Annotated in this window: 23 protein-coding genes and 1 pseudogene; 11 read left to right on the top strand and 13 right to left on the bottom strand. The window is 61.4% G+C overall.

Annotated features, from left to right (window positions below; genetic code table 11):
• Positions 1–9 precede the first annotated feature (9 nt).
• On the top strand, positions 10–1,323 hold the full coding sequence (locus NV382_RS09220; protein ID WP_260600192.1) for an FAD-dependent oxidoreductase: 1,314 nt from the start codon (positions 10–12) through the stop codon (positions 1,321–1,323).
• Between the two features lie 163 nt (positions 1,324–1,486).
• Here the strand turns inward: NV382_RS09220 and NV382_RS09225 are convergent, their stop codons facing one another.
• Positions 1,487–1,771, bottom strand: a complete 285-nt coding sequence (locus NV382_RS09225) for a hypothetical protein (protein WP_260600193.1) — start codon at positions 1,769–1,771, stop codon at positions 1,487–1,489.
• 92 nt (positions 1,772–1,863) lie between these two features.
• Between NV382_RS09225 and NV382_RS09230 the strand changes: the two genes are divergently transcribed.
• From NV382_RS09230 to NV382_RS09250, 6 genes and pseudogenes are all read left to right on the top strand, one after another.
• Positions 1,864–2,649 carry an AraC family transcriptional regulator gene (locus NV382_RS09230; RefSeq protein WP_260600194.1) on the top strand — a complete coding sequence of 262 codons (786 nt, stop codon included), beginning with the start codon at positions 1,864–1,866 and terminating at the stop codon, positions 2,647–2,649.
• Positions 2,650–2,974: 325 nt separating this feature from the next.
• Positions 2,975–3,403, top strand: coding sequence for a GNAT family N-acetyltransferase (locus NV382_RS09235; RefSeq protein WP_260600195.1), 429 nt, complete (start codon positions 2,975–2,977; stop codon positions 3,401–3,403).
• A gap of 325 nt (positions 3,404–3,728) precedes the next feature.
• A pseudogene (locus tag NV382_RS19670) lies at positions 3,729–3,818 on the top strand (short-chain dehydrogenase); the annotation flags it as partial.
• 143 nt (positions 3,819–3,961) lie between these two features.
• Positions 3,962–4,426 carry an Rrf2 family transcriptional regulator gene (locus NV382_RS09240; RefSeq protein WP_260600196.1) on the top strand — a complete coding sequence of 155 codons (465 nt, stop codon included), beginning with the start codon at positions 3,962–3,964 and terminating at the stop codon, positions 4,424–4,426.
• Positions 4,416–5,309, top strand: a complete 894-nt coding sequence (locus NV382_RS09245) for an NAD(P)/FAD-dependent oxidoreductase (protein WP_260600197.1) — start codon at positions 4,416–4,418, stop codon at positions 5,307–5,309. Before NV382_RS09240 ends, NV382_RS09245 begins: the two co-directional genes overlap by 11 nt.
• A gap of 3 nt (positions 5,310–5,312) precedes the next feature.
• Positions 5,313–6,020: a class I SAM-dependent methyltransferase gene (locus NV382_RS09250; protein WP_260600198.1), complete on the top strand. Its 708-nt coding sequence runs from the start codon at positions 5,313–5,315 to the stop codon at positions 6,018–6,020.
• Between the two features lie 25 nt (positions 6,021–6,045).
• On the opposite strand, the gene NV382_RS09255 is transcribed toward NV382_RS09250, so the two are convergent.
• Positions 6,046–6,606, bottom strand: a complete 561-nt coding sequence (locus NV382_RS09255; RefSeq protein ID WP_260600199.1) for a TetR/AcrR family transcriptional regulator — start codon at positions 6,604–6,606, stop codon at positions 6,046–6,048.
• A gap of 428 nt (positions 6,607–7,034) precedes the next feature.
• On the opposite strand from NV382_RS09255, the gene NV382_RS09260 reads away from it, so the two are divergent.
• Positions 7,035–8,822 carry a serine hydrolase domain-containing protein gene (locus tag NV382_RS09260; RefSeq protein WP_260600370.1) on the top strand — a complete coding sequence of 596 codons (1,788 nt, stop codon included), beginning with the start codon at positions 7,035–7,037 and terminating at the stop codon, positions 8,820–8,822.
• 467 nt (positions 8,823–9,289) lie between these two features.
• Positions 9,290–9,640, top strand: a complete 351-nt coding sequence (locus NV382_RS09265; RefSeq protein ID WP_260600200.1) for a hypothetical protein — start codon at positions 9,290–9,292, stop codon at positions 9,638–9,640.
• An 85-nt stretch (positions 9,641–9,725) separates the two neighbouring features.
• On the opposite strand, the gene NV382_RS09270 is transcribed toward NV382_RS09265, so the two are convergent.
• From NV382_RS09270 to NV382_RS09305, 9 genes are all read right to left on the bottom strand, one after another.
• Positions 9,726–10,442 carry an IS6 family transposase gene (locus NV382_RS09270; RefSeq protein ID WP_260600201.1) on the bottom strand — a complete coding sequence of 239 codons (717 nt, stop codon included), beginning with the start codon at positions 10,440–10,442 and terminating at the stop codon, positions 9,726–9,728.
• A gap of 24 nt (positions 10,443–10,466) precedes the next feature.
• Positions 10,467–10,844, bottom strand: coding sequence for a glutathione S-transferase family protein (locus NV382_RS19675; RefSeq protein WP_418066791.1), 378 nt, complete (start codon positions 10,842–10,844; stop codon positions 10,467–10,469).
• A 478-nt stretch (positions 10,845–11,322) separates the two neighbouring features.
• Entirely contained in the window at positions 11,323–11,616 is a 294-nt protein-coding gene (locus NV382_RS09275; RefSeq protein WP_260600202.1) for a hypothetical protein, read from the bottom strand.
• Between the two features lie 188 nt (positions 11,617–11,804).
• Complete coding sequence (locus tag NV382_RS09280) at positions 11,805–12,521, bottom strand: IS6 family transposase (RefSeq protein ID WP_260600203.1); 717 nt, start codon at positions 12,519–12,521, stop codon at positions 11,805–11,807.
• A gap of 24 nt (positions 12,522–12,545) precedes the next feature.
• Positions 12,546–12,740, bottom strand: a complete 195-nt coding sequence (locus tag NV382_RS09285) for a hypothetical protein (RefSeq protein WP_418066782.1) — start codon at positions 12,738–12,740, stop codon at positions 12,546–12,548.
• Between the two features lie 74 nt (positions 12,741–12,814).
• The gene (locus tag NV382_RS09290; protein ID WP_260600204.1) at positions 12,815–14,518 is read right to left on the bottom strand and encodes a cation acetate symporter; all 1,704 of its coding nucleotides are present in this window, start codon (positions 14,516–14,518) and stop codon (positions 12,815–12,817) included.
• Positions 14,515–14,886, bottom strand: a complete 372-nt coding sequence (locus NV382_RS09295) for a DUF485 domain-containing protein (protein WP_260600205.1) — start codon at positions 14,884–14,886, stop codon at positions 14,515–14,517. Before NV382_RS09295 ends, NV382_RS09290 begins: the two co-directional genes overlap by 4 nt.
• Positions 14,887–15,167: 281 nt before the next feature.
• Positions 15,168–16,076, bottom strand: a complete 909-nt coding sequence (locus NV382_RS09300) for an ROK family protein (protein ID WP_260600206.1) — start codon at positions 16,074–16,076, stop codon at positions 15,168–15,170.
• Between the two features lie 29 nt (positions 16,077–16,105).
• Entirely contained in the window at positions 16,106–17,170 is a 1,065-nt protein-coding gene (locus NV382_RS09305; RefSeq protein WP_260600207.1) for an alpha/beta hydrolase, read from the bottom strand.
• A gap of 138 nt (positions 17,171–17,308) precedes the next feature.
• On the opposite strand from NV382_RS09305, the gene NV382_RS09310 reads away from it, so the two are divergent.
• A complete protein-coding gene (locus NV382_RS09310; protein WP_260600208.1) occupies positions 17,309–18,613 on the top strand; it encodes an MFS transporter in 1,305 nt (434 codons plus the stop codon).
• 15 nt (positions 18,614–18,628) lie between these two features.
• On the opposite strand, the gene NV382_RS09315 is transcribed toward NV382_RS09310, so the two are convergent.
• Positions 18,629–19,693: an SGNH/GDSL hydrolase family protein gene (locus NV382_RS09315; RefSeq protein WP_260600209.1), complete on the bottom strand. Its 1,065-nt coding sequence runs from the start codon at positions 19,691–19,693 to the stop codon at positions 18,629–18,631.
• 412 nt (positions 19,694–20,105) lie between these two features.
• Here NV382_RS09315 and NV382_RS09320 point away from each other — a divergent pair, with 412 nt between their 5' ends.
• Positions 20,106–21,008, top strand: coding sequence for a GDSL-type esterase/lipase family protein (locus tag NV382_RS09320; RefSeq protein WP_260600210.1), 903 nt, complete (start codon positions 20,106–20,108; stop codon positions 21,006–21,008).
• Between the two features lie 44 nt (positions 21,009–21,052).
• Here NV382_RS09320 and NV382_RS09325 read toward each other — a convergent pair whose 3' ends face one another.
• Positions 21,053–23,239: a TonB-dependent receptor gene (locus NV382_RS09325; protein WP_260600211.1), complete on the bottom strand. Its 2,187-nt coding sequence runs from the start codon at positions 23,237–23,239 to the stop codon at positions 21,053–21,055.
• Positions 23,240–23,329: the final 90 nt, after the last annotated feature.

Raw genomic sequence — 23,329 nt, forward strand, 5'->3', positions numbered from 1 at the left:
CGTGTAACCTTGTCGAACCCGCTTCTCTCCTTTACTGAGCAAACGTCGCGAAAAACGGCCGCCTTTGCAGATAGCTCACGCTCCGCAAGCCGCCGCATATACGTCGTCCGCGCACCCGCGTGGTCGCCCAGCGTCTCCGAACAACCGCCCGCATCGAAGGATGCGGCGACGCTGGAGCGCACAATGCAAAATACCATTGCCATCATCGGTGCCGGCCTTGCCGGCCTGACCCTTGCCCGCACGCTGCATTGGCACGGGATCGAAGTGACGACCTACGAGGCTGAACGCTCGCCTGTGGCCAGGACGCAAGGGGGCTTGCTCGACATAAACGAGCATTACGGCCAGCCTGCACTCAAAGCGGCCGGCCTGTACGATGCATTTCTGCGGCTCGTTAGGCCGGGCGAGGATGCAAAGCGCATCGTGAACAAGGATGGGATCATCCTGTTCGACAAGGCACCGGACCATCTATCCCCGCGTCCGGAGGTCGATCGGGGTGAGCTTCGTGCCATGTTGATCGGCTCGCTCCCGGACAATGCGATCCGCTGGGATCACAAGGCCGTATCCCTGAAGCAGATCGGCGCTGGCCGCCACGAAGTCTGCTTTGCCAACGGTACACAGGCAATGGTGGACCTGCTCGTCGGTGCGGATGGCGCTTGGTCGAAGGTCCGCCCACTCCTGTCCCATGCCACACCGGAATATTCCGGCACCTGCTTCATCGAGATCGCGCTTGCTGCCAGCGACGCGCGTCGGGCCGGAAACATCGCGGTGTTTGGAGCCGGCACCCTCATAGCAGCGGCACCGGGCAAAGGCATCATCGTTCACCGCAACGCGGATGGCAGCGTGGCCGGATACGTTGCTCTCAACGAGCCCGAGGCGTGGATCAGGGCGATCGATTTCACCGACGCGCGCGTAGCACTGCACTTCATCGCGGCGCAGTTTGCAGGCTGGGCGCCATGCCTGACCAGCTTCATCACTGGCAGCATCGCCGATCCAACGATCCGCCCCATCTATGCGCTGCCCGTCGAGCACGAGTGGCCACGGATGGCCGGCCTGACCCTGGTTGGCGATGGGGCCCACCTCATGTCGCCCTTCGCAGGCGAAGGGGCAAACCTTGCCATGTACGATGGTGCGGAACTCGCTCGGGCAATCCTGGACAACCCCGAAGACGTGGAATCCGCCCTTTCGGCGTATGAAGACGCGCTGTTTCCGCGGAGCCGAGAAGTGGCGCGCAGGTCGGCGCAGAACCTGACGCTCTTCTTCGGAGAAACCTCTCCGCAGGCGCTGGTCGATCTGTTCGGCAAGCTTGCCGCACCTGACGCATGACCCGCCGCCTAAACCGCGCCTATGCAACTCAGCCTCCCGCGAAGGCACGGCAAGTCGGGAAAGCGGGCGCGATCCTGCCGGGCTACGCTAGGGAGAGCGAAACGCGCAGGTTACCAAGAGGTGGAAACGGTCGGAGCGGCCCGCTGCCGCCCCGCCCGCCAGATCAGCAGCTCTCCATCAAGGCACGAAGGCGCTCGTCCCGAACCTCGAATACGTCGAATACGCCAAGCACTTTCAGTGCGGACACGGACTTGGTGATTTCACGGCCCAGCGCGTCACGCTCCGGGTCTGCGGTGCTGGGGTCGCTCCATTTCATCGCGTTCTGCAGAAATGCCGCGACGGTACCCTTGCGCACGGTCATGCCGTCGATTTCAGTGCGATCAGCCCCGTCGGCCAGTACGTCTTCAGGCCGCGTTGGGGTCGTCGTCGGTGGGAACTGAGTAGTCATGGTGGCTGGCTCCATTAGGATGTGCCGCCCTTGTAGATTGTAATTGGTGGCGGTGCCGCCTCATCCTTGCCAAGAAGTGCTGCGTATCTGCCATGACCATGCCGCTCGTTGCTCCTGATATCGCCGAAGTGGCGCGCACGGGCCCGATCCTGGTGATCGAGCAGCGTAAGGGCGATCTGCGCGACACCCCGTCGCACACGCATGCGCCAGGGCAGTTGATCGGCAGCCTCGCCGGCCTCCTGTCGGTCACTGCGCAGGATGGGTCGTGGGTGGTGCCTGTGACACACGCGATCTGGATCCCACCGCAGGTTCCGCACGCGCTGCGCTCGCATGGACCGTTCGAGGGTTGGAGCGTGTATGTAACAGAGGACTCCTGCGTGCGGCTTCCCAACACTCCCCGCACGCTGCGCGTCAGCGGTCTACTGCGCGAAGCGGTGCACCGCGCCGCAGGCTGGGGACACACGCCACAGACCGAAGCAGAGCACCGGTTGGCGGGTGTTCTGCTCGACGAAATCGTCGCCCTTCCCATCGAGCCGCTCGGCCTGCCCCGTCCATCCGACCCGCGGGTACGCCGTATCACCGACGCGATGCTCGGGAATCTGGGGGACAATCGTCCGCTTCGAGCGTGGGCGGACTGGGCTGGAGTCACGCCACGCACACTGGCCCGACGCTTCACTGTCGAAACCGGCTTCGGCTTCTCCGAATGGCGTCAGCGGGCACGAGCGTTGCGGTCGATAGAAATGCTTGCGGAGGGATTGCCGGTTACGACGATCGCGATGGATCTCGGGTACGACAATGTCAGCGCCTTCATCGCCATGTTCCGTCGCACGATGGGTGTCACGCCCGGGCGCTACAGCCGCTCGCAGGCTAGCGGATAAAACGATCGACCGCCGCCTCCGCGATGCTCCCCAACCATCTCACAAACGATCGACAAAGGCAGAGGGTGCCGCACAGTAGCGGCGAGCGCTGCTGGATCTCTGCCCAGCAGATCTGCGAAACGTGCCATCGCTAAAATGCAGATAGTGGATGCGAGTTGGTTCGTCGGATTGTGTCGCCTGCGCCAGACGAGCTTGATCTTGGGAGAGATTTGACGTGACAACGGGACTGACGTGGAGACTTGCCGAGCCGGCTGACGTACCCACCGTAAATGCGTTAACCGCTCGATCAATCCGAGCGCTTCACGCCGAAAGCTACGACAGTGCAGTGATCGATGAGGCCGTCCGCCACGCCTATGGGGTAGACTGGCAGCTCGTTCGCGACGGCACATATTTCGTTGCCGAAGATGGTCCTATGGTAGTGGGCGCAGGTGGTTGGAGCTACCGACAGACCATTGCCGGCGCTCATGGACCGGATGACCCCGCAGCCGATCTTCTTGATCCCGCACATGATGCGGCGCGTGTACGGGCTTTCTACGTCGACCCCCAATATGTGCGCCGGGGCGTCGGCGCCCTTCTGCTTCGTGTCAGCGAGGAAGCTGCGCGAGAAGCAGGCTTCATGGAAGCTGAACTGACCTCCACCCTTCCCGCTGTCCCATTCTATGCCGCATTCGGGTACTGCCCGGTGGAAACGTTCAACATGCAGCTTCCTAACGGATCAGTTCTCAGCCTGGAGCTGATGAACAAGCGGCTGTAGCGCCTGAATGCTGCACGCCGAGTAGGCCACTTCGAGGTAGCAAGACCCACAATCGGCCATTCAGAGCCTCTCTGCGGCTTCCCGGAAGCGGACATCCATTCACCTAAATCTTCCGTTGATTCCACCTAACGCGATCTGCTGGATTAACAGCAAGTTGTCGTGCGGTTGAGCCAACTGGACGCTGCTATCGAGCCTTGCTCATCACCACAGGCCGCCATAAACAGAGGCGTTCTCGGGAGTTTCGAAATGATCAAGCGTCACCGCTAGAGCGGCAAGGCATTCGCTGGCGGAGTGATCCGCACACCGACTCTGTTTTGAGAACATCATGCAACGACTGAACAACAAGACGTGCGTCGTCACCGGCGCTGCGCGTGGCATCGGCCGCGCCGTCGCAGAGCGTTTCCACGCAGAAGGCGGCATTTCCCCAACATTGGCCGTTTACTCAGAGTCACATTGTCACTCGATGCAGGAGAGACGCGGCGGGTGCCTTGGCCTGCTTACATCCAGATCGACACCTCAGCATTGACCTTGATGATGTCATGTAGCATATAAAGTTACATGAGACGCGATAGCCGATTGTCAGGTGTGCTCCACGTGCTGCTGCACCTGGCTGAACAACCTGGACCCCAGACATCCGAAACGCTCGCACGGGCGATGAACACGAATCCCGTAGTCGTGCGGCGCATCATGGCTGGCCTGCGCGAACAGGGACTTGTTCGCTCCGAGAAAGGGCATGGCGGCGGCTGGACGATCGCGAGCGATCTGACTGCAGTCACCCTTGGCGACATCTACGAGGCGCTGGGTCGGCCGGAAATCCTCGCAATGGGCAATCGCACCGACGCGCCGGGATGCCTGGTCGAGCAGTCGGTCAACGCGGCGCTTGGCCAAGCCTTCAACGATGCCGAGGCGCTTCTTCTGCAACGGTTTGGCGAAATCACCTTGGCGCAACTGAGTGCCGACTTCCACGCCCGGCTTGGTGGTCGCGGCGGGAACATGACCCTGGAGAACGTTCATGCAGCATGATGCGATCGTCGTCGGGGGCGGCTTTGCCGGCCTGGCGGCCGCGACCTACCTGGCGCGTGGCCGCCGCGGCGTCTGTGTTCTGGACACAGGCAAGCCGCGCAACCGCTTTGCCGCCACATCCCATGGCTTCCTGGGGCGCGACGGAAGCAATCCGCGCCACATCCTTGTCGATGCGCGTGCGCAGTTGCTTGCCTACCCGACGGCTGAGTTGATCGACGCCGCGGCAAGTGCGGCCCGGATCATCGACGACGGCTTCGCCGTCACGCTTGCCACGGGCGAGGAGATGACCGCACGCAAGCTCATCCTCGCCTTCGGCCTCCATGATACGCTTCCCGACATGCCCGGCCTGCAGGAACGCTGGGGCGAGACCGTGCTGCATTGCCCTTATTGCCACGGCGTCGAGTTCAGCGACCAACCGCTTGGTGTGCTCTACCGCATGCCGATGTCTGTGCATCAGGCCAGCCTGATCGCCGAATGGGGTCCGACCACCCTCTACCTGAACGGTGCCGATTTGGCCGAAGACGATACCACCATGCTCGCCCAGCGTGGCGTGACGATTGAACCTGCGGCGGTTGCGCGGTTGATCGGAGAAGGCACAAGCCTCGCCGAGATCGAACTTGCCGGCGGGCGGCGCCGCGCCATTGCTGCGCTCTACCTCGCACCTGAGAGCTCGTTTAGCAGTCCGCTGGCCAAGCAGCTGGGCGTCGTGGTCGAAGACGGTCCATTGGGGCAGGTGATCCGCACCGATGGTGACAAGATGACCTCGGTTCCCGGCGTCTATGCGGCTGGCGACATAGCCAGGATGCCGCACAGCGTAAGCTGGGCAGTCGCGGACGGTGTCACTGCCGGCGTGTCGGCGCATCGCGCACTCGTGTTTGGCTAAGCGATGGACACGCTACAGCCGTTCACTGACCGAGTTGCCATCGCCCGGTATGCCGAGGACACGCCGCGCAAGGTGCCCGGCTATGCGGACCTCCACCGCATGGCGATGTTGCTGCTCGCCGAGACCGCACCGGAGGCGGCCAACATTCTGGTCTATGGAGCGGGTGGCGGCCTGGAATTGAAGGCGTTTGCCGAGGCGCAACCGAGCTGGAGCCTCACCGGCGTCGATCCATCGGCGGAGATGCTTGATCTCGCCCGAGAGGTGCTGGGCCCGATCATCGACAGTGTCATCTTGCAGCAGGGCTTTATCGATGATGCGCCGGGCGGGCCGTTCGATGGGGCGACCTGCCTGCTGACGATGCACTTCCTCGACCGGGCGGCGCGGCTGTACGCGCTCCGACAGCTGCGTCTGCGGCTGAAGCCGGGCGCGAGGCTCGTAATCGCGCACCATAGCTGCCCCGCAGGGGTAAACGCACAGCCCTGGATAGCGCGCTCGATCGCGTTTTCGGACACCGGCCGGAATGATCTGCAAGCGGCCTGTGTATCTGCCGAAGCCATGGTGTCCGTTCTGCCGATCCTCTTCTCGGATGAGGAGGAGGCACTGTTGCGCGAGGCGGGCTACTCGGACGTCTCCCTATTCTATGCGGCTTTCAGCTTTCGGGGCTGGGTCGCCACCGCGGGATCACTCGCGCCTGGTGCCTTCTCAGCTTGACTGAACTTGAAAGTACCTAGGGACGTCATCCACTCACCGGTTCGATGAAGCAGTAAAATGCCGCCACCATGTCTGCCTCGATCTCCTGCGAAGACCGATCCAGCGCCAGGCCCATCCAAAGAATACCGTCGCGTACTGCGCCAAGCGCGAATGCAGTTTGCAGCGGCGCCATTCTCAGCTTGATCTGGCCACTTTCTTCCATGATCGTCAGGTGACGAACGATGAAGTTCAGTGAGCTCTGGATAATCGGCTTGAGCAGCTCGTGTTGCGGCCCGGGCCTTATGGCCGTCGCAAGTACCTGGAGCTGGGTGCGAGCGACGAGATTGATGTCGAAATTTTCATCATCGGCGATGTTGGCGATCGCTCGCACGAACTCAGGCCAGGTATCGGGCAGCCGCCATTCCGTCACGGACGCGAAGCTCAGCGCCGCGGCGATGATCGCCTCCTTATTCTCGAAATGGACGTAGAGCGCGCCCGCGCTCAGGCCAGCTTGCCGCCGGATCGCGGCAATCGACGCTCCCTCGATACCATATTCGCTGATGCAGTGCAGCGTAGCGCGCAGGATCGCTTCGCGCTGCGCTGCCATGTGTTCGGACGAACGCTTCGGCACTGACCTGCCTTCTCACTTGAGTTGCACTCACAACGGAGCTTGACGAAGATCGTAAAACGAACGATCATTCGTTTACAAGCGCCGCCTCGGTGCTTCCTTAGACGAGATGTCCGATGAACATCGTTCGAAATGTCGAATTCGTAATTGGCGGGCCAGCAGCGAAGGTTGATCGCATCGGGAAGGCTGTCCGGCGTCCGTTCGGCCCCTACCCCGTTGGCCGCTTCCTCCTGCTTCTAGTGCTGTGCGCCATGTTCGCGCTGGTGGGTCGCGCCGCGTCACAAGAACCTTCACCGAGCGCTCCGGATCGAGCAGCGTCGCGGCACCCCACTGCCGGTGCCCTCCCCGAGGCGCAGCCGACGGCGTCGCCGCTCGACCGGGCGGATCTCGAGAGCTGGCTCGACGGCATGATCCCCTCCGCGCTGCAGCAGGGAAAGGTGGCCGGCGCTGTCGTGTCGGTGGTGAAAGACGGTCGTGTCATACTCGCCAAGGGCTATGGCTATGCCGACGTTGCCGCCAAGACACCGATGGATCCGGATCGCACGCTGATGCGAATTGGCTCCACCTCGAAGCTTCTCACCTGGACGGCGGTGATGCAGCTGGTCGAGGCCGGGAAGATCGATCTTGATGCCGACGTAAACCGCTACCTCGACTTCAAGGTCACGCCGAAGGTCGGCCGCGCCATCACCATGACCGACCTGATGACGCATCGCGGCGGTCTGGAAGAGGGGCTGAAGGACCTGCTCGCGACCAACCCTGCGCTGATGAAGACGACCGAACGCTATTTGAAGGAGAACACCCGACCGTCGCTGTTCCCCGCGGGAGTCGCGCCGGCGTATTCGAACTACGGCGCAGCACTTGCCGGCTATATCGTGCAGCGTGTGTCGGGGGAGCCGTTCGAGGTGTATGTGGAGCGACATATCCTCGCGCCGCTTAAGATGACACGGACGACCTTCGTCCAACCCCTTCCTCCCGCCTTCGCGGCGTTCGTGGCGAAAGGCTATCGTCAAAGCGATGGCCCCGCGACCAAGTTCGAACTGGCGGTGACCGCACCTGCCGGCAGCGCCAGTTCCACGGCGTCCGACATGGCCAACTTCATGCTCGCCCACCTTCAGGAAGGTCGGTTCGATGGATCACAGATCCTCAGGCCCGATACCGCGCGTCTGATGCACACGCCGTCTCTGACGGGACCGGCCGGGTTCGACACCCTGGCGCACGGATTCTTTTACGGCATCCGCAACGGCACGACGGTAATCGGCCATGGCGGCGACACCATGGTGTTCCACTCGGACCTGAACCTCCTACCGCATAAGGGCGTGGGCATCTTCGTGAGCTTCAACAGCCGCGGTGAGAACGATGCCGTGTATGGGATGCGGTCGCGCCTTATCGACCTGTTCCTGGACCGCTACTTTCCCGGTCCCAAGGTGATCACCCCACCCGCAATCGCGACCGCGGTCCAAGATGCCCAGGCGATCCAAGGCCATTATGAGAGCTCTCGCCGCGTCGAGACGGGCTTCATCAGCCTCTTCTATCTCCTCCAGCAGGACAAGCTGACCGCCAACAGTGATGGAACTGTCAGTCTCTCCTCGGCACAAGGCAAGCGATTCCGGGAGATCGCGCCCAATCTGTGGCAGGATGTCGAGAGCGCGCACCGCCTGCTCGTCACCACGATCGGCGGTCGCCGCGCCGTCATCGACAGCACCAACCCGATCCAGATCCTTCAAGCTGTGCCGCTTCAACGAGACTCCACGATCTTCCAACTCATCGTCGGTGGATCGCTCATCATATTGTTGATGACCGTGCTTGTCTGGCCGATCGCGGCATGGATGCTGCGCACCTACAAACTGCCTCCACTCGCCACCGGCAGACGCGCAATTGTGAGACGCGCCGTGCGCATCGCCGCGATTGCCGACCTCGTCTACTTTGCCGGCTGGTATTCGGTACTTGCTCCAATCCTGCGCATCGAGGTCGACGTCTACAACAAGACGCTCGACGGTACACTCCGCTCGCTCCAGATCGCTGCGATAATTCCCGTGGTCGGCGCGCTCATCGGCATTTGGAACGTCTGGCTGGCCTTCCGTGAGCCGCTCAATTGGGCCGCGCGTTTGCGTAGCGTCATCGTTGCCGTAGCACTCTCAGGCTTCTTGTGGATGGCGTGGATGGGCAATCTGATCGGCTGGAGCCTGAACTACTGACGCGACGCCCCTAGAAATGAGCACGAAGAGACAGCGAACGAAATGCCAGGAGCAGAGAGAACGAGGGCTTGTGGCGGCTTCCTGCCGAATATGCCGTGGGCAAAGAACCATTGCGGCCACAAGGAACGCGCGATCTACGTAGCAGCCGGCGCAGTCGAGATCGCCGGCGGGCGGTACGCGACGGAATTTAAGCTGGTACGCGGCTCAGCCGCGCCGCACGCCCTGTCGATCGAGCAGTCCACCGTGATGGTCCTCGGCGGCGAGCCGTTGGCGAACCCCGCAGCGTTCAATTCCAGAAGTTTGACAAGTGGCTGCCCACCGTCCCTGCTCGGATGTCACTCGTGATCGATAGGAGCTGCCCAAGAGCGGCATGCCAGCTTCACATCTGCAATCGATTGTTGAACAAACACCTACTTAGGTATCGATCATCGCCCCCTAACAGACGTACGCGACAAGAAGGGACTGCCATGAGTGTTCGCAAATTCGCGATTGCCGACGCATCGTTCGAGCGCTCGCCTGGGCAGGACGGAGACGTCTCTGCGGGAAACGTTATCGACCAACGAAACGGGGCGCCGATCACCATCGGGTTCGGGCGATACGGCGCCAACCAGAGCATTGAAGAGACCCTCGCCGTGGACGACGTCATGGTGGTCTTGGAAGGGCGGCTGTCGGTCACGTCCAACGCCAGCACGGTTACCGCCGGTCCCGGCGAGATCGTCTATATGCCGAAGGGCGAACGGGTCGCGATCCGCTCGCATGAACAAGGCGCCGTTACGGCTTACGTCACCTATCCACACTGGCAGGAGGCGCAAGCCTGAATGCCCGTGACTACCGGGAACGGTGCTGTCAGTCTAATGCGAACCGCTCTCCACACGCTGCATTTCGCTCTTTGAGCATGACAGCCTAGCTCGCGACCTGACCCCACTCAGCCAGTGCGGCTGAGCGGCGTTCCTTGTAGGTCTGACGGTCGACTAGGTGGCGTTCGTGATTGAAGTGGTTGTGGACGTTGGCGTGCACGCTGGCGAACTTTTGTAGCGACTTCATGCGCCTGAACCTGAGCATCGCTCGCTCTCGTCGTCGGAACGGCAGATGGCTGTTCTCCACCCGGTTGTTGGCCCAGCGTCCGACCTCCTGCTTCTCGGCGTTACCGAGCTCTTTCATCGCTGCACGGTAGGAGCGCAGACCGTCAGTCGTGATCGCCTCCGGGCTGCCGTGACGCTTCAGCGCCTTCTTTATGAAGCGTAGCGCTGCCTCCTTGTCGCGGGTTCTAGTGATGTAGCTCTCGAGGATCTCGCCCTCGTGATCCACGGCTCGCCAAAGGTAGACCATCTCGCCATTCAGCTTCACGTACATCTCATCGAGGTGCCAGCGCCAGTGACGAAAGCCGCGCATGCGCGAGATACGCTGCCGGCGGATGTCGCCGGCGAACATCGGGCCGAACCTGTTCCACCACATCCTCACCGTCTCATGACAGATGTCGATACCGCGCTCGAACAACAGGTCCTCGACGTTGCGCAGCGATAGCGGAAAGCGAACGTACATCATGACCACGAGGCGGATAACCTCGGGCGATGAATTGAAGTAGCGAAATGGGCTGGCGGGTTTGCGGCGACGAGGCATGCCAATTGCCCTACCCGGCACCGCCTAACGATCGGTGCATTTGCTCTGACAGAGCCCAAGGGAGGCACCACACATGTGGATAACGTTGAGATAGTCAGCTCGCTCAGCAGACAAACCATGTTGGGATGGGGCGAGCCCAGCAGAGGGTATCGCGTCCGAAAGGGCGATAATAATTGCGCCACTTTCGGTCATCCTGATCGGTGCGCCATCGGTCATTAAGATTTCAACAGCCGGAACTGAATGAAGGGGAAACCGCGATGTGTACTCGGGCCGGAACTGATCCCCATCATAAAGATCAACGAGTGTGACCTCGTGAACTATATGCTCTCCGAGTTCATGTAAGAGCCAGGCGATTCTCGTACTGCGTGAGCCTGGGTAGTGATAAAGCTTTACTCTTATCATTGCTTCATTCCATAGATTGCGGGTTTTCCATTTCACGTCAGCATCGGGGTGATTGGTTGTTTTAACCTAAAAGGATGGCTTCAAAACTTCTGCTCGCCTGTGCGGGTTTGCGCGCCATTACGTAGCGCCTAACGCGTCAGCATCGTCGCAGCAGGTCCGAAGATCTCGCCAAGTAAGTGACTTTGTTCCAGCAGAGCTGAAACTGGGAGTGCGCGCCTCGGTGTCGATCGCAACTTTGACTGCCGCAATGACGCCATGTAGTAATTGCGCGCTATGGCGAGCGCGCCTATTCACGAAGCCATCTAGCGTGCCTGCTGCTCCGCTCGAGTAGCCTAACCGCAGCGCTCCGCCGTCCACGCGTCGAACAGGCTGACCCCATAGACTATCGCCAGCGCTCGGGCCAAGTAATCTCGCCCTTACGCGTGTTACGAAGGTCAGGGTAAAATTGCCGGCGAAGGTTGCACGCTTGTACGGACTTTTAGCGCCCCACTCGGACGATCTTTCCACAGGCAATTGGAAGAGTCACGTGCGACGGAATAGGTCCCAGCGAATTGACTGAAACTGGAAGCTTCGAGGTGCTTGGCACACCATGCACATAGACTACTCGGTTGGCGAGGTCGATGCGCCCGCCTGGATAAACTTTTCCAAATTTTTCAGACAGCTCAGTCAGAGGAACCAACTTGGTATACTCAAACATGCCCGCAGCATTGGCGCGCGGATAAGTATGGGTTGGGATTTCCATTTTTTCTGGCGCATCGTTGAAGGGGACCATGGTGGTTCCGGAGACAGACTCCGTCTCAATCAGGTCGACGTAGCCGTCTTTATTTCCGTCCTTCGCGGGGTCAACGCAGCGCGCCGGCTGTCCATTGGGAAAGCCGTGAAAATGCTCCCAGTGCGGTGCTGTCAGTCTAATGCGAACCGCTCTCCACACGATGCAGTTCGCTCTTTGAGCACGACACCCTAGCTCGCGATCATGCTCCACTCAGCCAGCGCGGCTGAGCGGCGTTCCTTGTAGGTCTGGCGGTCGACTAGGTGGCGTTCGAGGTTGAAGTGGTTGTGGACGTTGGCGTGCACGCTGGCGAACTTCTGTAGCGACTTCATCCGCCTGAACCTGAGCATCGCCCGTTCCCGTCTTCGGAAGGACAGATGGCTGTTCTCGACCCGGTTGTTGGCCCAGCGTCCAACCTCCTGCTTCTCGGCGTTACCGAGCTCTTTCATCGCTGCACGGTAGGAGCGCAGACCGTCAGTCGTGATCGCCTCGGGGCTGCCATGCCGCTTCAGCGCCTTCTTCATGAAGCGTAGCGCTGCGTCCTTGTCGCGGGTCTTAGTGATGTAGCTCTCGAGGATCTCGCCTTCGTGATCGACCGCACGCCAGAGGTAGACCATCTCGCCGTTCAGCTTCACGTACATTTCGTCCAGGTGCCAGCGCCAGTGACGAAAGCCGCGCATCCTGGAGATGCGCTGCCGTCGGATGTCGCCGGCGAACATTGGCCCGAACCTGTTCCACCACATCCGCACCGTCTCGTGGCAGATATCGATGCCGCGCTCGAACAGCAGGTCCTCGACGTTGCGCAGCGACAGTGGAAATCGAACGTACATCATGACCACGAGGCGGATAACCTCGGGCGATGAATTGAAGTAGCGAAACGGGCTGGCGGGTTTGCGGGGGCGGGGCATGCATATCGCTCTACCCCGCCCCACCTAACTTTCGGTGCATTTGCTCTGACAAAGCCGCACCGTCTCATGGCAGATGTCGAGACCGCGCTCGAACAGCAGATCCTCGACGTTGCGCAGCGACAGTGGGAACCGCACGTACATCATCACCACCAGGCGGATCACCTCTGGCGATGAGTTGAAATAGCGAAATGGACTGGCGGGTCTGCGGGGACGGGGCATGCCAATCACCCTACCCGGCTCCGCCTAACGATCGGTGCATTTGCTTTGACAGAGCCCAAGCTTCCGAATCGGCTTTAGTGCGCGACGGGATCGTCGACGCCAATGCCGGTTTCCGATCGCAATCGCTGTGACGAATAACCAGCCTTGTCGATCGCCCCGCGCGGTGATCGGTCCAACACCGAGATCAGCCAAATCGCCAAGAACCCGGCCGGGACTGAGAACAGCGCGGGCGAGCTGTACGGGAAGACCGGCTGCGCAAACCCGAACACCGCTACCCAGATCACCGGCGACAGGATGGTCAGCATGAGAGCAGCGACCAGCCCGATGGCCCCGCCCCACGCCGCCCCGTTGGTAGTGCATCCCTTCCACAGCAGAGACATGACCAGCACAGGGAAATTGCCTGATGCTGCCAGCGCGAAAGCCAGGCTGACCATGAACGCGACATTCTGCTCTTGAAACACAATGCCGAGAACGATCGCGGCAATACCAAGCAGGATCGTGGTGATCCGTGAGACGAGCAGTTCCTTGGAAGGATCAGCGGCGCCCTTGCGGATCACACTGGCATAGATGTCGTGCGAAATCGCCGAGGCGGCGGACAGCGTAAGCCCCGCCACGACGGCGAGAATCGTGGCGAACGCTACTGCCGAGATGAAGCCTAGGAACAGGTTACCGCCGATCGCGTGCGCAAGGTGCATCACGGCCATATTGTTGCCGCCACGCAGCGCACCTGCCGCATCGACATAATCGGGGTTGAACGAGATCATCACGATCGCGCCAAAACCGAGCACGAAGGTAAGCGCGTAAAAATAGCCGATCCACACCGTCGCCCACATGATCGACTTGCGGGCTTCGCGCGCGTCTGGAACGGTGAAGAAGCGCATTAGGATGTGCGGCAGGCCGGCCGTACCCAGCATCAGCGCGAAGCCGAACGACAGCGCGGAAATCGGATCCTTGATGAACCCGCCCGGTCCCATGATGGCGCGGCCCTTGGCGGCGGCATCCCCTGCCGACAAGCCGCTGTCGAGCGCAAGCTTTGTCTTCACAGCGACCGCTTGGGCGAACAAACTTTCGAACGAGAAACCGACATGCGCCATCACGCCGATCACGAGGAAGGTCGCGCCGCACAGCAGCATCACGGCCTTGATGATCTGCACCCAGGAGGTCGCACGCATCCCGCCGAACAGCACATAAACCATCATCAGGCCGCCAACGACGATGATCGCATAGAGATAGGGCAGCCCGAACAGCAGTTGGATCAATTGCCCAGCGCCCACCATCTGCGCGATCAGGTAGAACGACACCACGAACAAGGTGCTGATCGCCGAAAAGCTGCGCACCGGCCCTTGCAGGAATCGGTAGGACGCTACGTCCGCGAAAGTGAAACGGCCGAGATTGCGCAGTTTCTCCGCCACCAGGAACAGCACGATCGGCCAGCCGACAAGGAAACCGATCGCGTAGATCAATCCGTCATAGCCGTCATTGAAGATTTGCGAGGTAATGCCGAGGAACGAGGCGGCCGAGCAATAGTCGCCGGCCATGGCGAGGCCATTCTGGAAGCCGGTGATCCCGCCGCCGGTATAGAAGTCGGAAACGGTGCGCGTCCGCCTTGCAGCAGCGCCCGTTATCCACAGGGTGATTGCGACGAAGCCAACGAACATGAGGATCGCGGTCCAGTTGGTCGATTGCTGCTGCACCGCGCCAGCGATCGCCGCGTTTGCACCCGTTGCCCAGCCTAGCAATGCGAGCAGCGCTGCGCTGCGCACCATACTGCGCGTCACGAGGCAACGTCCGCGAGCAAGGCGGCGATGCGGCTGTCGAATTCACCATTCGCGCGCCGCACATAGACGGCGCAGATACCCACTGTGCCGATCAACATCGCCAAGCCCAGCACCACCGCGATGCCGATCGTTCCGTCACCTATCGGCTGCGCCATGAACGGCTTGTCGAACGCGATCAACGAAATGAAGCTACTATAAGCAATCACGGTGATCGCCGTCAGCAGCCAGGTGAATCGCTGCCGGTCACGGACCAGCGCCAAGTACCGCGGATCGGCGGCCACACGTGTCTCAATCGCATTTTGAAGTGTGGGAGTTATCGACATTGTTTCTTCATCCACGAGCCAGCGCCGGATGGCAACATTGCGCAAGCCCGATCCCAGCCCTGCGCGCGGACAAAAACGCACCATCCTATTTGCATCGGCGTATTCCTTGATTTGAGAAGGATTGTTTTTTATTGAACAGTCGTGGTCTTGCCTCTCCTGAAAGCGGCCGTTAATTCAGGCGCCTGCCTTTGGCCTGAACCGGCCGTAAGCTGACAGTCGAGTTCCGACTCGGCGAAGCAGGAAAGCGGTTGCTCTGCGGCTTGTCGAACGCGCAATCATTCTGCTTATCTCGCAAACATCCTGGCCTTGCCCAGCCGTAAGTAGGTTTATTTCTTTTCTAAGCGCAGTTGTGCCAGCGCCAACGCGCCGAACAAGCCGGCTTGTTCACCGAGACCGGGCGATACTACGAGAACAGCATAGTCCTGCTTGCCGAAGTAGCCGGCCCCGAGCCGCTGCGCCTCCGAACGAACACGCTCGATGAGTCCTAGCGTTGCCATCACACCGCCGCCGAGTACAATTTTTTCCGGCGACAGTAGCGCTTGCTGCGCGACCACCAGTTGCGCCAAATAGTAAGCTATGATGTCATGAGCCGGATGGTCGAGCGTAAGCTCAGACAAGGATGCGCCCCATCGCGCCTGTATTGCGGGACCGCTTGCCAGTCCCTCCAGACAGTCGCCATGAAAGGGGCAGATGCCTGCGAAGTCTAAGTCATCGCTGTGACGGCGCAGCAGGGCGTGCCCCATTTCCGGATGGCGCCATCCATGTATCGGGCGCCCATCAACCACGGCACCGCCGCCTATGCCAGTACCTATGGTGACATAGATCGCGACCCCTGCGCCCGCAGCCGCGCCCCACAAGCTTTCTGCTAATATGGCGCCGTTCACGTCGGTGTCGAAGCCTACCGGACAGTCAAAGTTGTGCGCGAATACGCCCGCAAGATTGGTGTCGCTCCATCCGGGTTTGGGTGTGTTCGTGATGGAGCCGTAGCCAGGCGAATGGGGGTCTAGGTCTACTGGACCGAAGGAGGCGATGCCAAATGCATCGAAGCGTCCGAGCTCCTCACGGGCGGTCTCGAAATAGCTTAGAGCGGCGTCAAGCGTCTCCGCAGGCGTCGTGGTGGGTATGCGTGCGGTCCGAAGGATCGCGCGCGGACCGCGCGCGACTCCGAGCACGAACTTGGTTCCGCCCGCTTCGATGCAGCCGAACAGCGGCCGAGTACGAGCGGCGTTCGCCAACGACGAGACCTCAGGCGCCGCGTCCGGCATCAGACGATAACGAAGGCGCGACGCAGCGCTTTGATCTTGGCCGCGTTGAAATCCTGCGCGAGCACCGTGTCCGCCGCCGCTGCATCGAAGCCGTGAAACGCGCCCGGCACGACGACCAACTGGGTCGGTACGCCGGCCTCGAGCAGCCGGCGCGAGAACTCGATGTCCTCGCTGGCGAACAGGTCGATACCGCCAACACCGATGAAGGTCGGCGGAAGCCCGCTAAGATCCGTACGACGCGCCGGCACTGCGGTGGCGGGTACCCCTGTACTGCCCGGTTCAATCCCCAGCAGCGCACTCCAGCCGAAGACGTTGGACACAGGATCCCACCCGATCGATCCGAACGCGGCTGGCAGATGGTGCGTGCTGCCGGTCCGGTCGTCCAGCATCGGATAAACCAGTAACTGAAAAGAAACCGGCACCTCCCCGCGATCGCGGGCGGCGAAGGCGAGCATCGCGGCATGGCCACCGCCCGCACTTTCTCCCATCAAAGCAATCCGAGCCGGGTCGGCACCGATCGTATCGGCATGGCGATGCAGCCATCGCAACGCAGCGTAATTCTGTTCGACCGACGTCGTGTAGCGCGCCTCAGGCGCGAGCGCATAGTCCACGCTGACGATAACGCAATCGAGCATGGACGCCATTGCTTGCAGACGCGGCACTTCTTGCTGCGCGGAACCGAGAATGAAGCCGCCGCCGTGCGTGTGCAGGATCGCGCCACGCCGCGTGCCCGGTTTGGCGTTCACCACGTACACGCGCACCTCGCTCGAGCCTGGCCGTACGGGGACCATCCGCTCCTCAACCGAGGGCTGAGCGAGTGGTGCGGTCGTGAACCGAACGGCGCCGGCACGCACGCCGGGCAGGGATGCCGCGGTCAGCGTCGGCAATTGCCCCATCGCCAGCATCCGCAGCGCGGCCGGACGCAACTCGGGGGCGACGTGTGCGAGAGCGCGGGCCGGCATTTTTGCAGGCTGGCCGATCGCAACTGAAGCGCGCGCCTGCGGTAGCGTACTCAGCGCCGCAATCCCTCCCAGCCCCGCGAACGTCCGCCTAGTCATGTCCATGATACTACCCCCACAGAGCCGCCGTCTTCTACGAACGGCACAGCCCGGTCTAACCTCGAGCAGAAACAAAGCAACCGATTGCTTTCATGGTTCGCAACGGCCAAGAATGTGCTGGAGGCGACAAACGGGCGGGGATACATGGCGAAGGCAGCGACACGACACACCTCCGGCGGAACGACCGAAAGCACGACGGCGACCCTGAAAGCGCTCGTCTTCCTGATGTTCGCGGCCTTCGCGATGACGACCGATTCCGTCGGTACCGTGATCCCGCAGATCATCCGCGACTTCGGCCTAGGCCTCACCGCGGCAGGGACGTTCCAATATGCCACAATGTCCGGTATCGGACTGTCAGCCATCGCGCTCGGCTTTCTCGCCGACCGCATTGGTCGGCGCAATGCGATCTTGGCGGGACTGGTGCTGTTCTGCGGGAGCTGCGCATTGTTCGCGTTCGGACATGATTTCGGCTTCTTCGCTCTGCTGCTGTTCGTCGGCGGTATTGGAATTGGGATATTCAAGGCAGCCGCGCTTGCACTGATCGGCGACATCTCCACGTCCACGCGCGAACATGCGCGCACGATGAACCTGATCGAAGCGTTCTTTGGGGTCGGTGCGATCGTCGGGCCCGCGATCGTCGCGGGCTCGCTAGCATATGGCGCGAGCTGGAAGCTGGTATACCTGTTCGCGGCCGCATTGTGTGCGCTGTTAATCGCCGGAGCGCTGCTGACGCGCTTCCCCGCGACGTCGCGAATCCAGGACCAGGATTCCGGGCGTCAGGAAAGGACCAGCATGCGCACTAGCCTGCGCCTGCTGGGTGACCCGATGGCGCTGTTCTTCGCGGTGCTGCTGATGCTCTATGTCGGGGCGGAAGCGGCGATCTATGTCTGGGCGCCGACCTATTTCGCGGGCTATGAAGGCACCAACGCGTGGTTGGTCGGGTATACCGTGTCGCTGTTCTTTGTGCTGCGCGCAGGCGGAAGGTTCCTCGGCGCTTGGTTGCTCCAACAGTTCGACTGGATGATCGTTCTGGCGAGCTGCAGTAGCGCAGTCGCATTGTTGTTCTGGCTCGCGGTCCTGTTCGGGCGCGATGTTGCGGCGTTTGCGCTGCCGGCTACGGGATTGTTCATGTCGGTCCTTTATCCAACGATCAATTCGACCGGTATCAGCTGTTTCCCGCGGCAACGGCACGGGTCGATTGCCGGGCTTCTCCTGTTCTTCACATGCATCAGCGCGGTTCTTGCGCCGTTGGCGATGGGGCTGATCGGCGATCTGATGGGAACCAGCGTGTTCAGCATCGTACTAGGCGGGGTGTTCGCGACACTGCTCGCCGGGATGTGCGTGTGGAACGCCCTAGCTAAGCCTGCAGCAGCGCGATTGGTGGAGCGCAACCGCGCGGATTATGCCGCGGCATCTAACGAGGAGCTTGCCTCCCAGCCCTCGGCCTAATCCTGGGGGCGTTTTTTAGGGAAACAGCGACACGTCGATCGCCTCCGCCATCGCTCGATTGCCAGCATCGTTGGGATGGACGTGATCCCCTGGATCGAAGGCTGGCCGCAGCTGCATGGGGTCGGCGGGGTCGCGCACTACGCCATCGAAGTCGATGACGGCATCGAACCAGCCGCTTGTTCGGATCCACTGATTGACCGTGCTGCGCATCGCCTCGCCTCCGGCCGAATAGAAGGGCAGCCCCTTGGTCGGAAGGATCGTAGCGCCGGCGATACGTATGCCGTGCAGGTGCGCGCGCTCGATCAACTGCTTCATACCGGCGATGATCTGCCTAGCCTCAACGCCCTCGGACGCGGGCACGCCGGGGATGATGCTCATGTTGATGTCATTGATGCCCTCCATCAACAGCACCCATCGGACACCCGGTCGGGCCAACACGTCGGTGTCGAAACGTTGCAGCGCGCTCTCCCCCGCTCCGGTCTTCAGGATGCGGTTGCCCGATATGCCGGCATTCACGACCGACAAGCCACCCTTGCCCTCGCGCTGCAGTCGTTCGGCAAGCAACGCTGGCCATTCTTGATGCAGCCCCGGCGTCGTCGCATAGCCGTCGGTGATCGAGTCACCGAGCGCTACCAGCGTGCCGGCAGAAGGATCGGTTGCGGGCACGCTCATTCCCTCCAGCCAGAAATAGGACCGGAGCCGCTGTGGCGATGCGAGGCGCGGGGCGGAGGTGGCATCCCCGGCAACGACGAACGCGGGGCTGAGGCCAAGTGCGTGCACCGTGTTCGTGGCGGTCGGGTGCGGCAGGTAGACCGATACCGCGACAGAGCCGAGCGGCGGGACGGCGAGTGCCACCGGATCGCTCCACACCGTTGCGCCGGGGAACAACGTGACGGTCGGTTTTCCTCCAAACGTCACGCCATGATCGCTGGATGGATCGATCGCGCCGTCAGCGAGCGCAGCTGCATCCGTCCTGGCGAGCGCCGCGTGAACCGCCCCGAAGGTTACGGCATCGCCTCCTGCGGCGTTGCGAAAAGCGAAGCGGATCTGCGCCCCGCCCGTACTGACGCGTGCGATCATCCTTACCGTTTGCGCCGACAGTGTGGGGGGAAACGGGACCATCGGAGACGGCGGCGGCGCAGGGCGTTTTGGCTCGGGTTGCACAGGGGCGGTAGTCCGCAGAAAGGCAGGAGTCGGAGGTGGAACGGCCAGGGGCTGCGCCGTACCCCACGTTTCGATCCAGCGTGGCGCCGGAGCGGACTGGGCATATGCGGACAGCGGCAGCATTATCACTGCTGCCAATAAGGACCCGAGACGGTGCTTCATGTCGGTTCTCTCCCTTTCTTCAGTATAATCGCGCTTCTCCACCTTCTGCAATCATTTGCGTGATCCAAGTGTCCAGGTACACGAGCACCTCGCTTGATGTCGTGACAATCCATTGCAGTTGAGCGGACCTCGTCTATGCTTTGATTAACCCTACGGGAGGATGACCATGAGGACGATCGCGCTCACCGCTGCCCTGTTCAGCGCATTACCAACGGCCGCGCAGGTGCGCCCCAGCGGTCCGGAACTGGGCCGTGCCTATCCGGCGGTCAACGGCACCACGATCCGGTGCCCGGTGCCTTTACCACCGTCACCCGAACAGATGGGTAGACAGTTCGACACGCGTCCTCAGGATCTTGATGCGCTGTCTACGATAGTTAAGGGCATGATGGATCCGACCAATCCTGCTGGTACGGAGTTCCGTAAGCAGCAGGCTGAACAGCGTGCAACCGACTGGCCATTCCTGTGCCGCTATCGTGATGCAAACACCGCACTGAAGGCGTCAGGGCAGCGGCCGTCCGTCGTGTTCATGGGTGACTCAATTACCGAGGGGTGGATCAATGCCGATCCGCAGCTCTTCGTGCGCAACGGCTATGTCGATCGTGGGATCAGCGGGCAAAGCAGCAGTCAGATGGTGGCACGCTTCTACGCCGACGTAGTGGCGCTCCATCCACGCGTCGTCCACATCATGACCGGGACCAACGACATCGGGGGAGCCACGGGACCAATCACCGAGGACGAGTCGATCGACAACGTACGCGCGATGATTGATCTGGCGCAGGCGAACGGCATCCGCGTCGTACTGGCGGCGATTCCGCCGATGTCGCGGCTGCTACCGCGCCCCGAGTTCAACCTGCGACCGGTGGTGCGCGCATTAAATGCGCGCTTGCGGAGGTTAGCGACCGAACGCGGCATTGCGTTCGTGGATTACTACACGCCGCTGGCGCAGCCCGATGGCGCATTTGATCCACGCTATGCCAATGACGGCGTGCATCCGACCCGCAGCGGCTACGCTGTTATGGAGCCCTTGGCGCAGCGCACGTTGACCAATGTGCTCGCCGCGCGACGCTGAACCGTTGGCCGGCAGCCGCCATTGTGCGGCGGCCGGCCCTCAGGTCATTGGAAATTGGCGCGGAGCCGCAGCCCGATCGTCCGCGGCACCGGACGCACGCCCGCAGTCGGGATGGTCTGGATGATGGTTGGCCCCTTCACGTTCGACAGGTTGTCGCCAAAGAGCACGAGCTCGTACGGGCCATTGCGCACGCCGAATGTCGCGGTGAAATTCTCGTACGGGTCGGCGACCAGATTTAGGCTTTGCAGTCGGTTGCCCGTGTGGCTCCAGGCGATATTGAAGAACCCGTTATAGTCGCCGCTGATCTGGTGATCGTAGGAGGCATCGAGGCGCCAGTTCTGTTGGATGGTGTTCACCAGGCGGCCGCCCTTCTGAAGATAGGGCAAGGCGGCTTGCACTGCGGGATCAACCCGATCGTACTCGCCCTTGTTGAAGTTCGCGACAGCGCCGAGCTTCAGGCCGACGACCGGCGTGTTCCAGTGGATGTCGATGTCGACGCCTCTCGTTGTACCGTCACCGAAGTTAGAAAAGCCAGACACGTTCGTGTTGAGCGTCGGTGTCGGAGTCAGCAGATCCTTATACTGAGTGATATAGCCGTTCAGTCCGATCGACACGCGCCGGTCCGGGCTTCGCCATTTCACGCCGATCTCATAGTTGCGCGAACGCTCCGGCTGGGTCTGCGTGCCGGCGGGTACGCCAACTTGCGCGAGAAGGTCCGCCTGAACCTGCGATTGGACGATACCCGCGCGGAACCCAGTAGACGCGGTCACGAACGCGGTCAGCGCATCACTGGGCAGATACGAGAGGTTGGCGCGCCAAGTGGTCACGTTCCTGATGTTGCTGTTCGAGGTGGTTGCATCCTCGAACGTGCGCTTGTCGTGGTAGAAACGGAGACCACCTAGCGGCACAAGCTTGCCGTCAAACAGTTCATAGCTGATCTCGCCGAACAGCGCATAGTTCTTCGTGATCGTGTTGTTGTCGGCGTTGATCGACACGACCGGTACGATCTCGAGCTGGTTCGCCTGTGGGCCCTTGCCATTCTGATAAGAGCCCCCGGCCAGCCAGTGAAACGGGCCTGCTGAGTTGGAATTAACCCGCACTTCCTGACTGAACATCGTTGGGTAGAATTGGCTGGAAAAGAACCCGGCTGGCGAAAGCGGAACGTTGATACCAAAATTACCATCAATCTTGCTCGTCGCGCTGGTGATCGACAGGGCGTCAAGATCCCAGGTTGCGGACAGACTGTACAGCTTAAAATTGCCGTTGCCAAAGCTCGGCTGTGCGGCTGTATCGTCGTAATAGGGCGGACTAACCGACTGAAGCCCACCAAGGAACTGCTGGCGCGGGCGGAAATGCCAATATTGTGCTCGAATACTTAAATTGTCTGTGGGCTTGAGCAATCCGACAACGCGGATGTCATCGTTACGCACCTTGTTGACGCCCTTGCGATCGGGGATGCCGTCGAATGCGCCATAATATTCGTCTGCCCAGCCGGGGTTAAACGAATGGCCGCCGCTAATCCGTACTGCTAGCACATCTTTGATGATGGGTACGGAGATGACTCCAGCAATGCCGTAGTTGAGGCCCTCCGCACCGCGGGTGCTCGACATCTCGGCCTCGAACGCGCCCTCGATCTTTGTTAGATCCGGATCGCGGGTGTGGAAGATGAATACACCGCCTGCGGACCCCTGCCCATAAAGCGTGCCTTGCGGCCCACGCAGCACCTCGACCCGGTCGATGTCGAGAAAGCGGATCGGCGGTGCAATGCCGAAGTTGGTGACGACGAACGGCACGTCGTCGATGTAATAGCCGATAGGCGAGTCGCCGTTGGCGGCGCCCGCGCCAGCGCCACGGATGCTGTACGAACGCGACGCGACCGACTGGCGCTGGCTCTCGAACGCACCCGGGATGTTGGAGATGAGGTCCGCAACCGAGTTGATGTTGCGCTCCTTCAGATCTTCGCCGCTGAACGCCTGGATCGCGAGCGGGACCTTTTGCAGCGTGGTGGCGCCGGACTTTTGCGCGGTGACGACGATATCCTGTTGCTCAGTAGTAAGACTGGGGCGCTCCTCCGGTGTCGCAGGCGCCGTCTCCTGCGCGGTGGCGCCGTTCGATACCGGCTGTCCGGTCACCGTCTCGGGCACCGTGTTCCCACCCGTCTGCGCCGAGGCGCCTCCCGCAAACAGTCCTGCAGCGATCGCGAGTGTAGCCACTCCAACGTCGAAACGCATCGTTCCTCTCCCCATCGCCCTTGATCGAGCTTGTACAATCGATTGCCTAAACGTTTTACGACGTGAATCAAGCCAGATAAGGCAAATCTA

Source organism: Sphingomonas endolithica, assembly GCF_025231525.1.
Lineage (GTDB): Bacteria > Pseudomonadota > Alphaproteobacteria > Sphingomonadales > Sphingomonadaceae > Sphingomonas > Sphingomonas endolithica.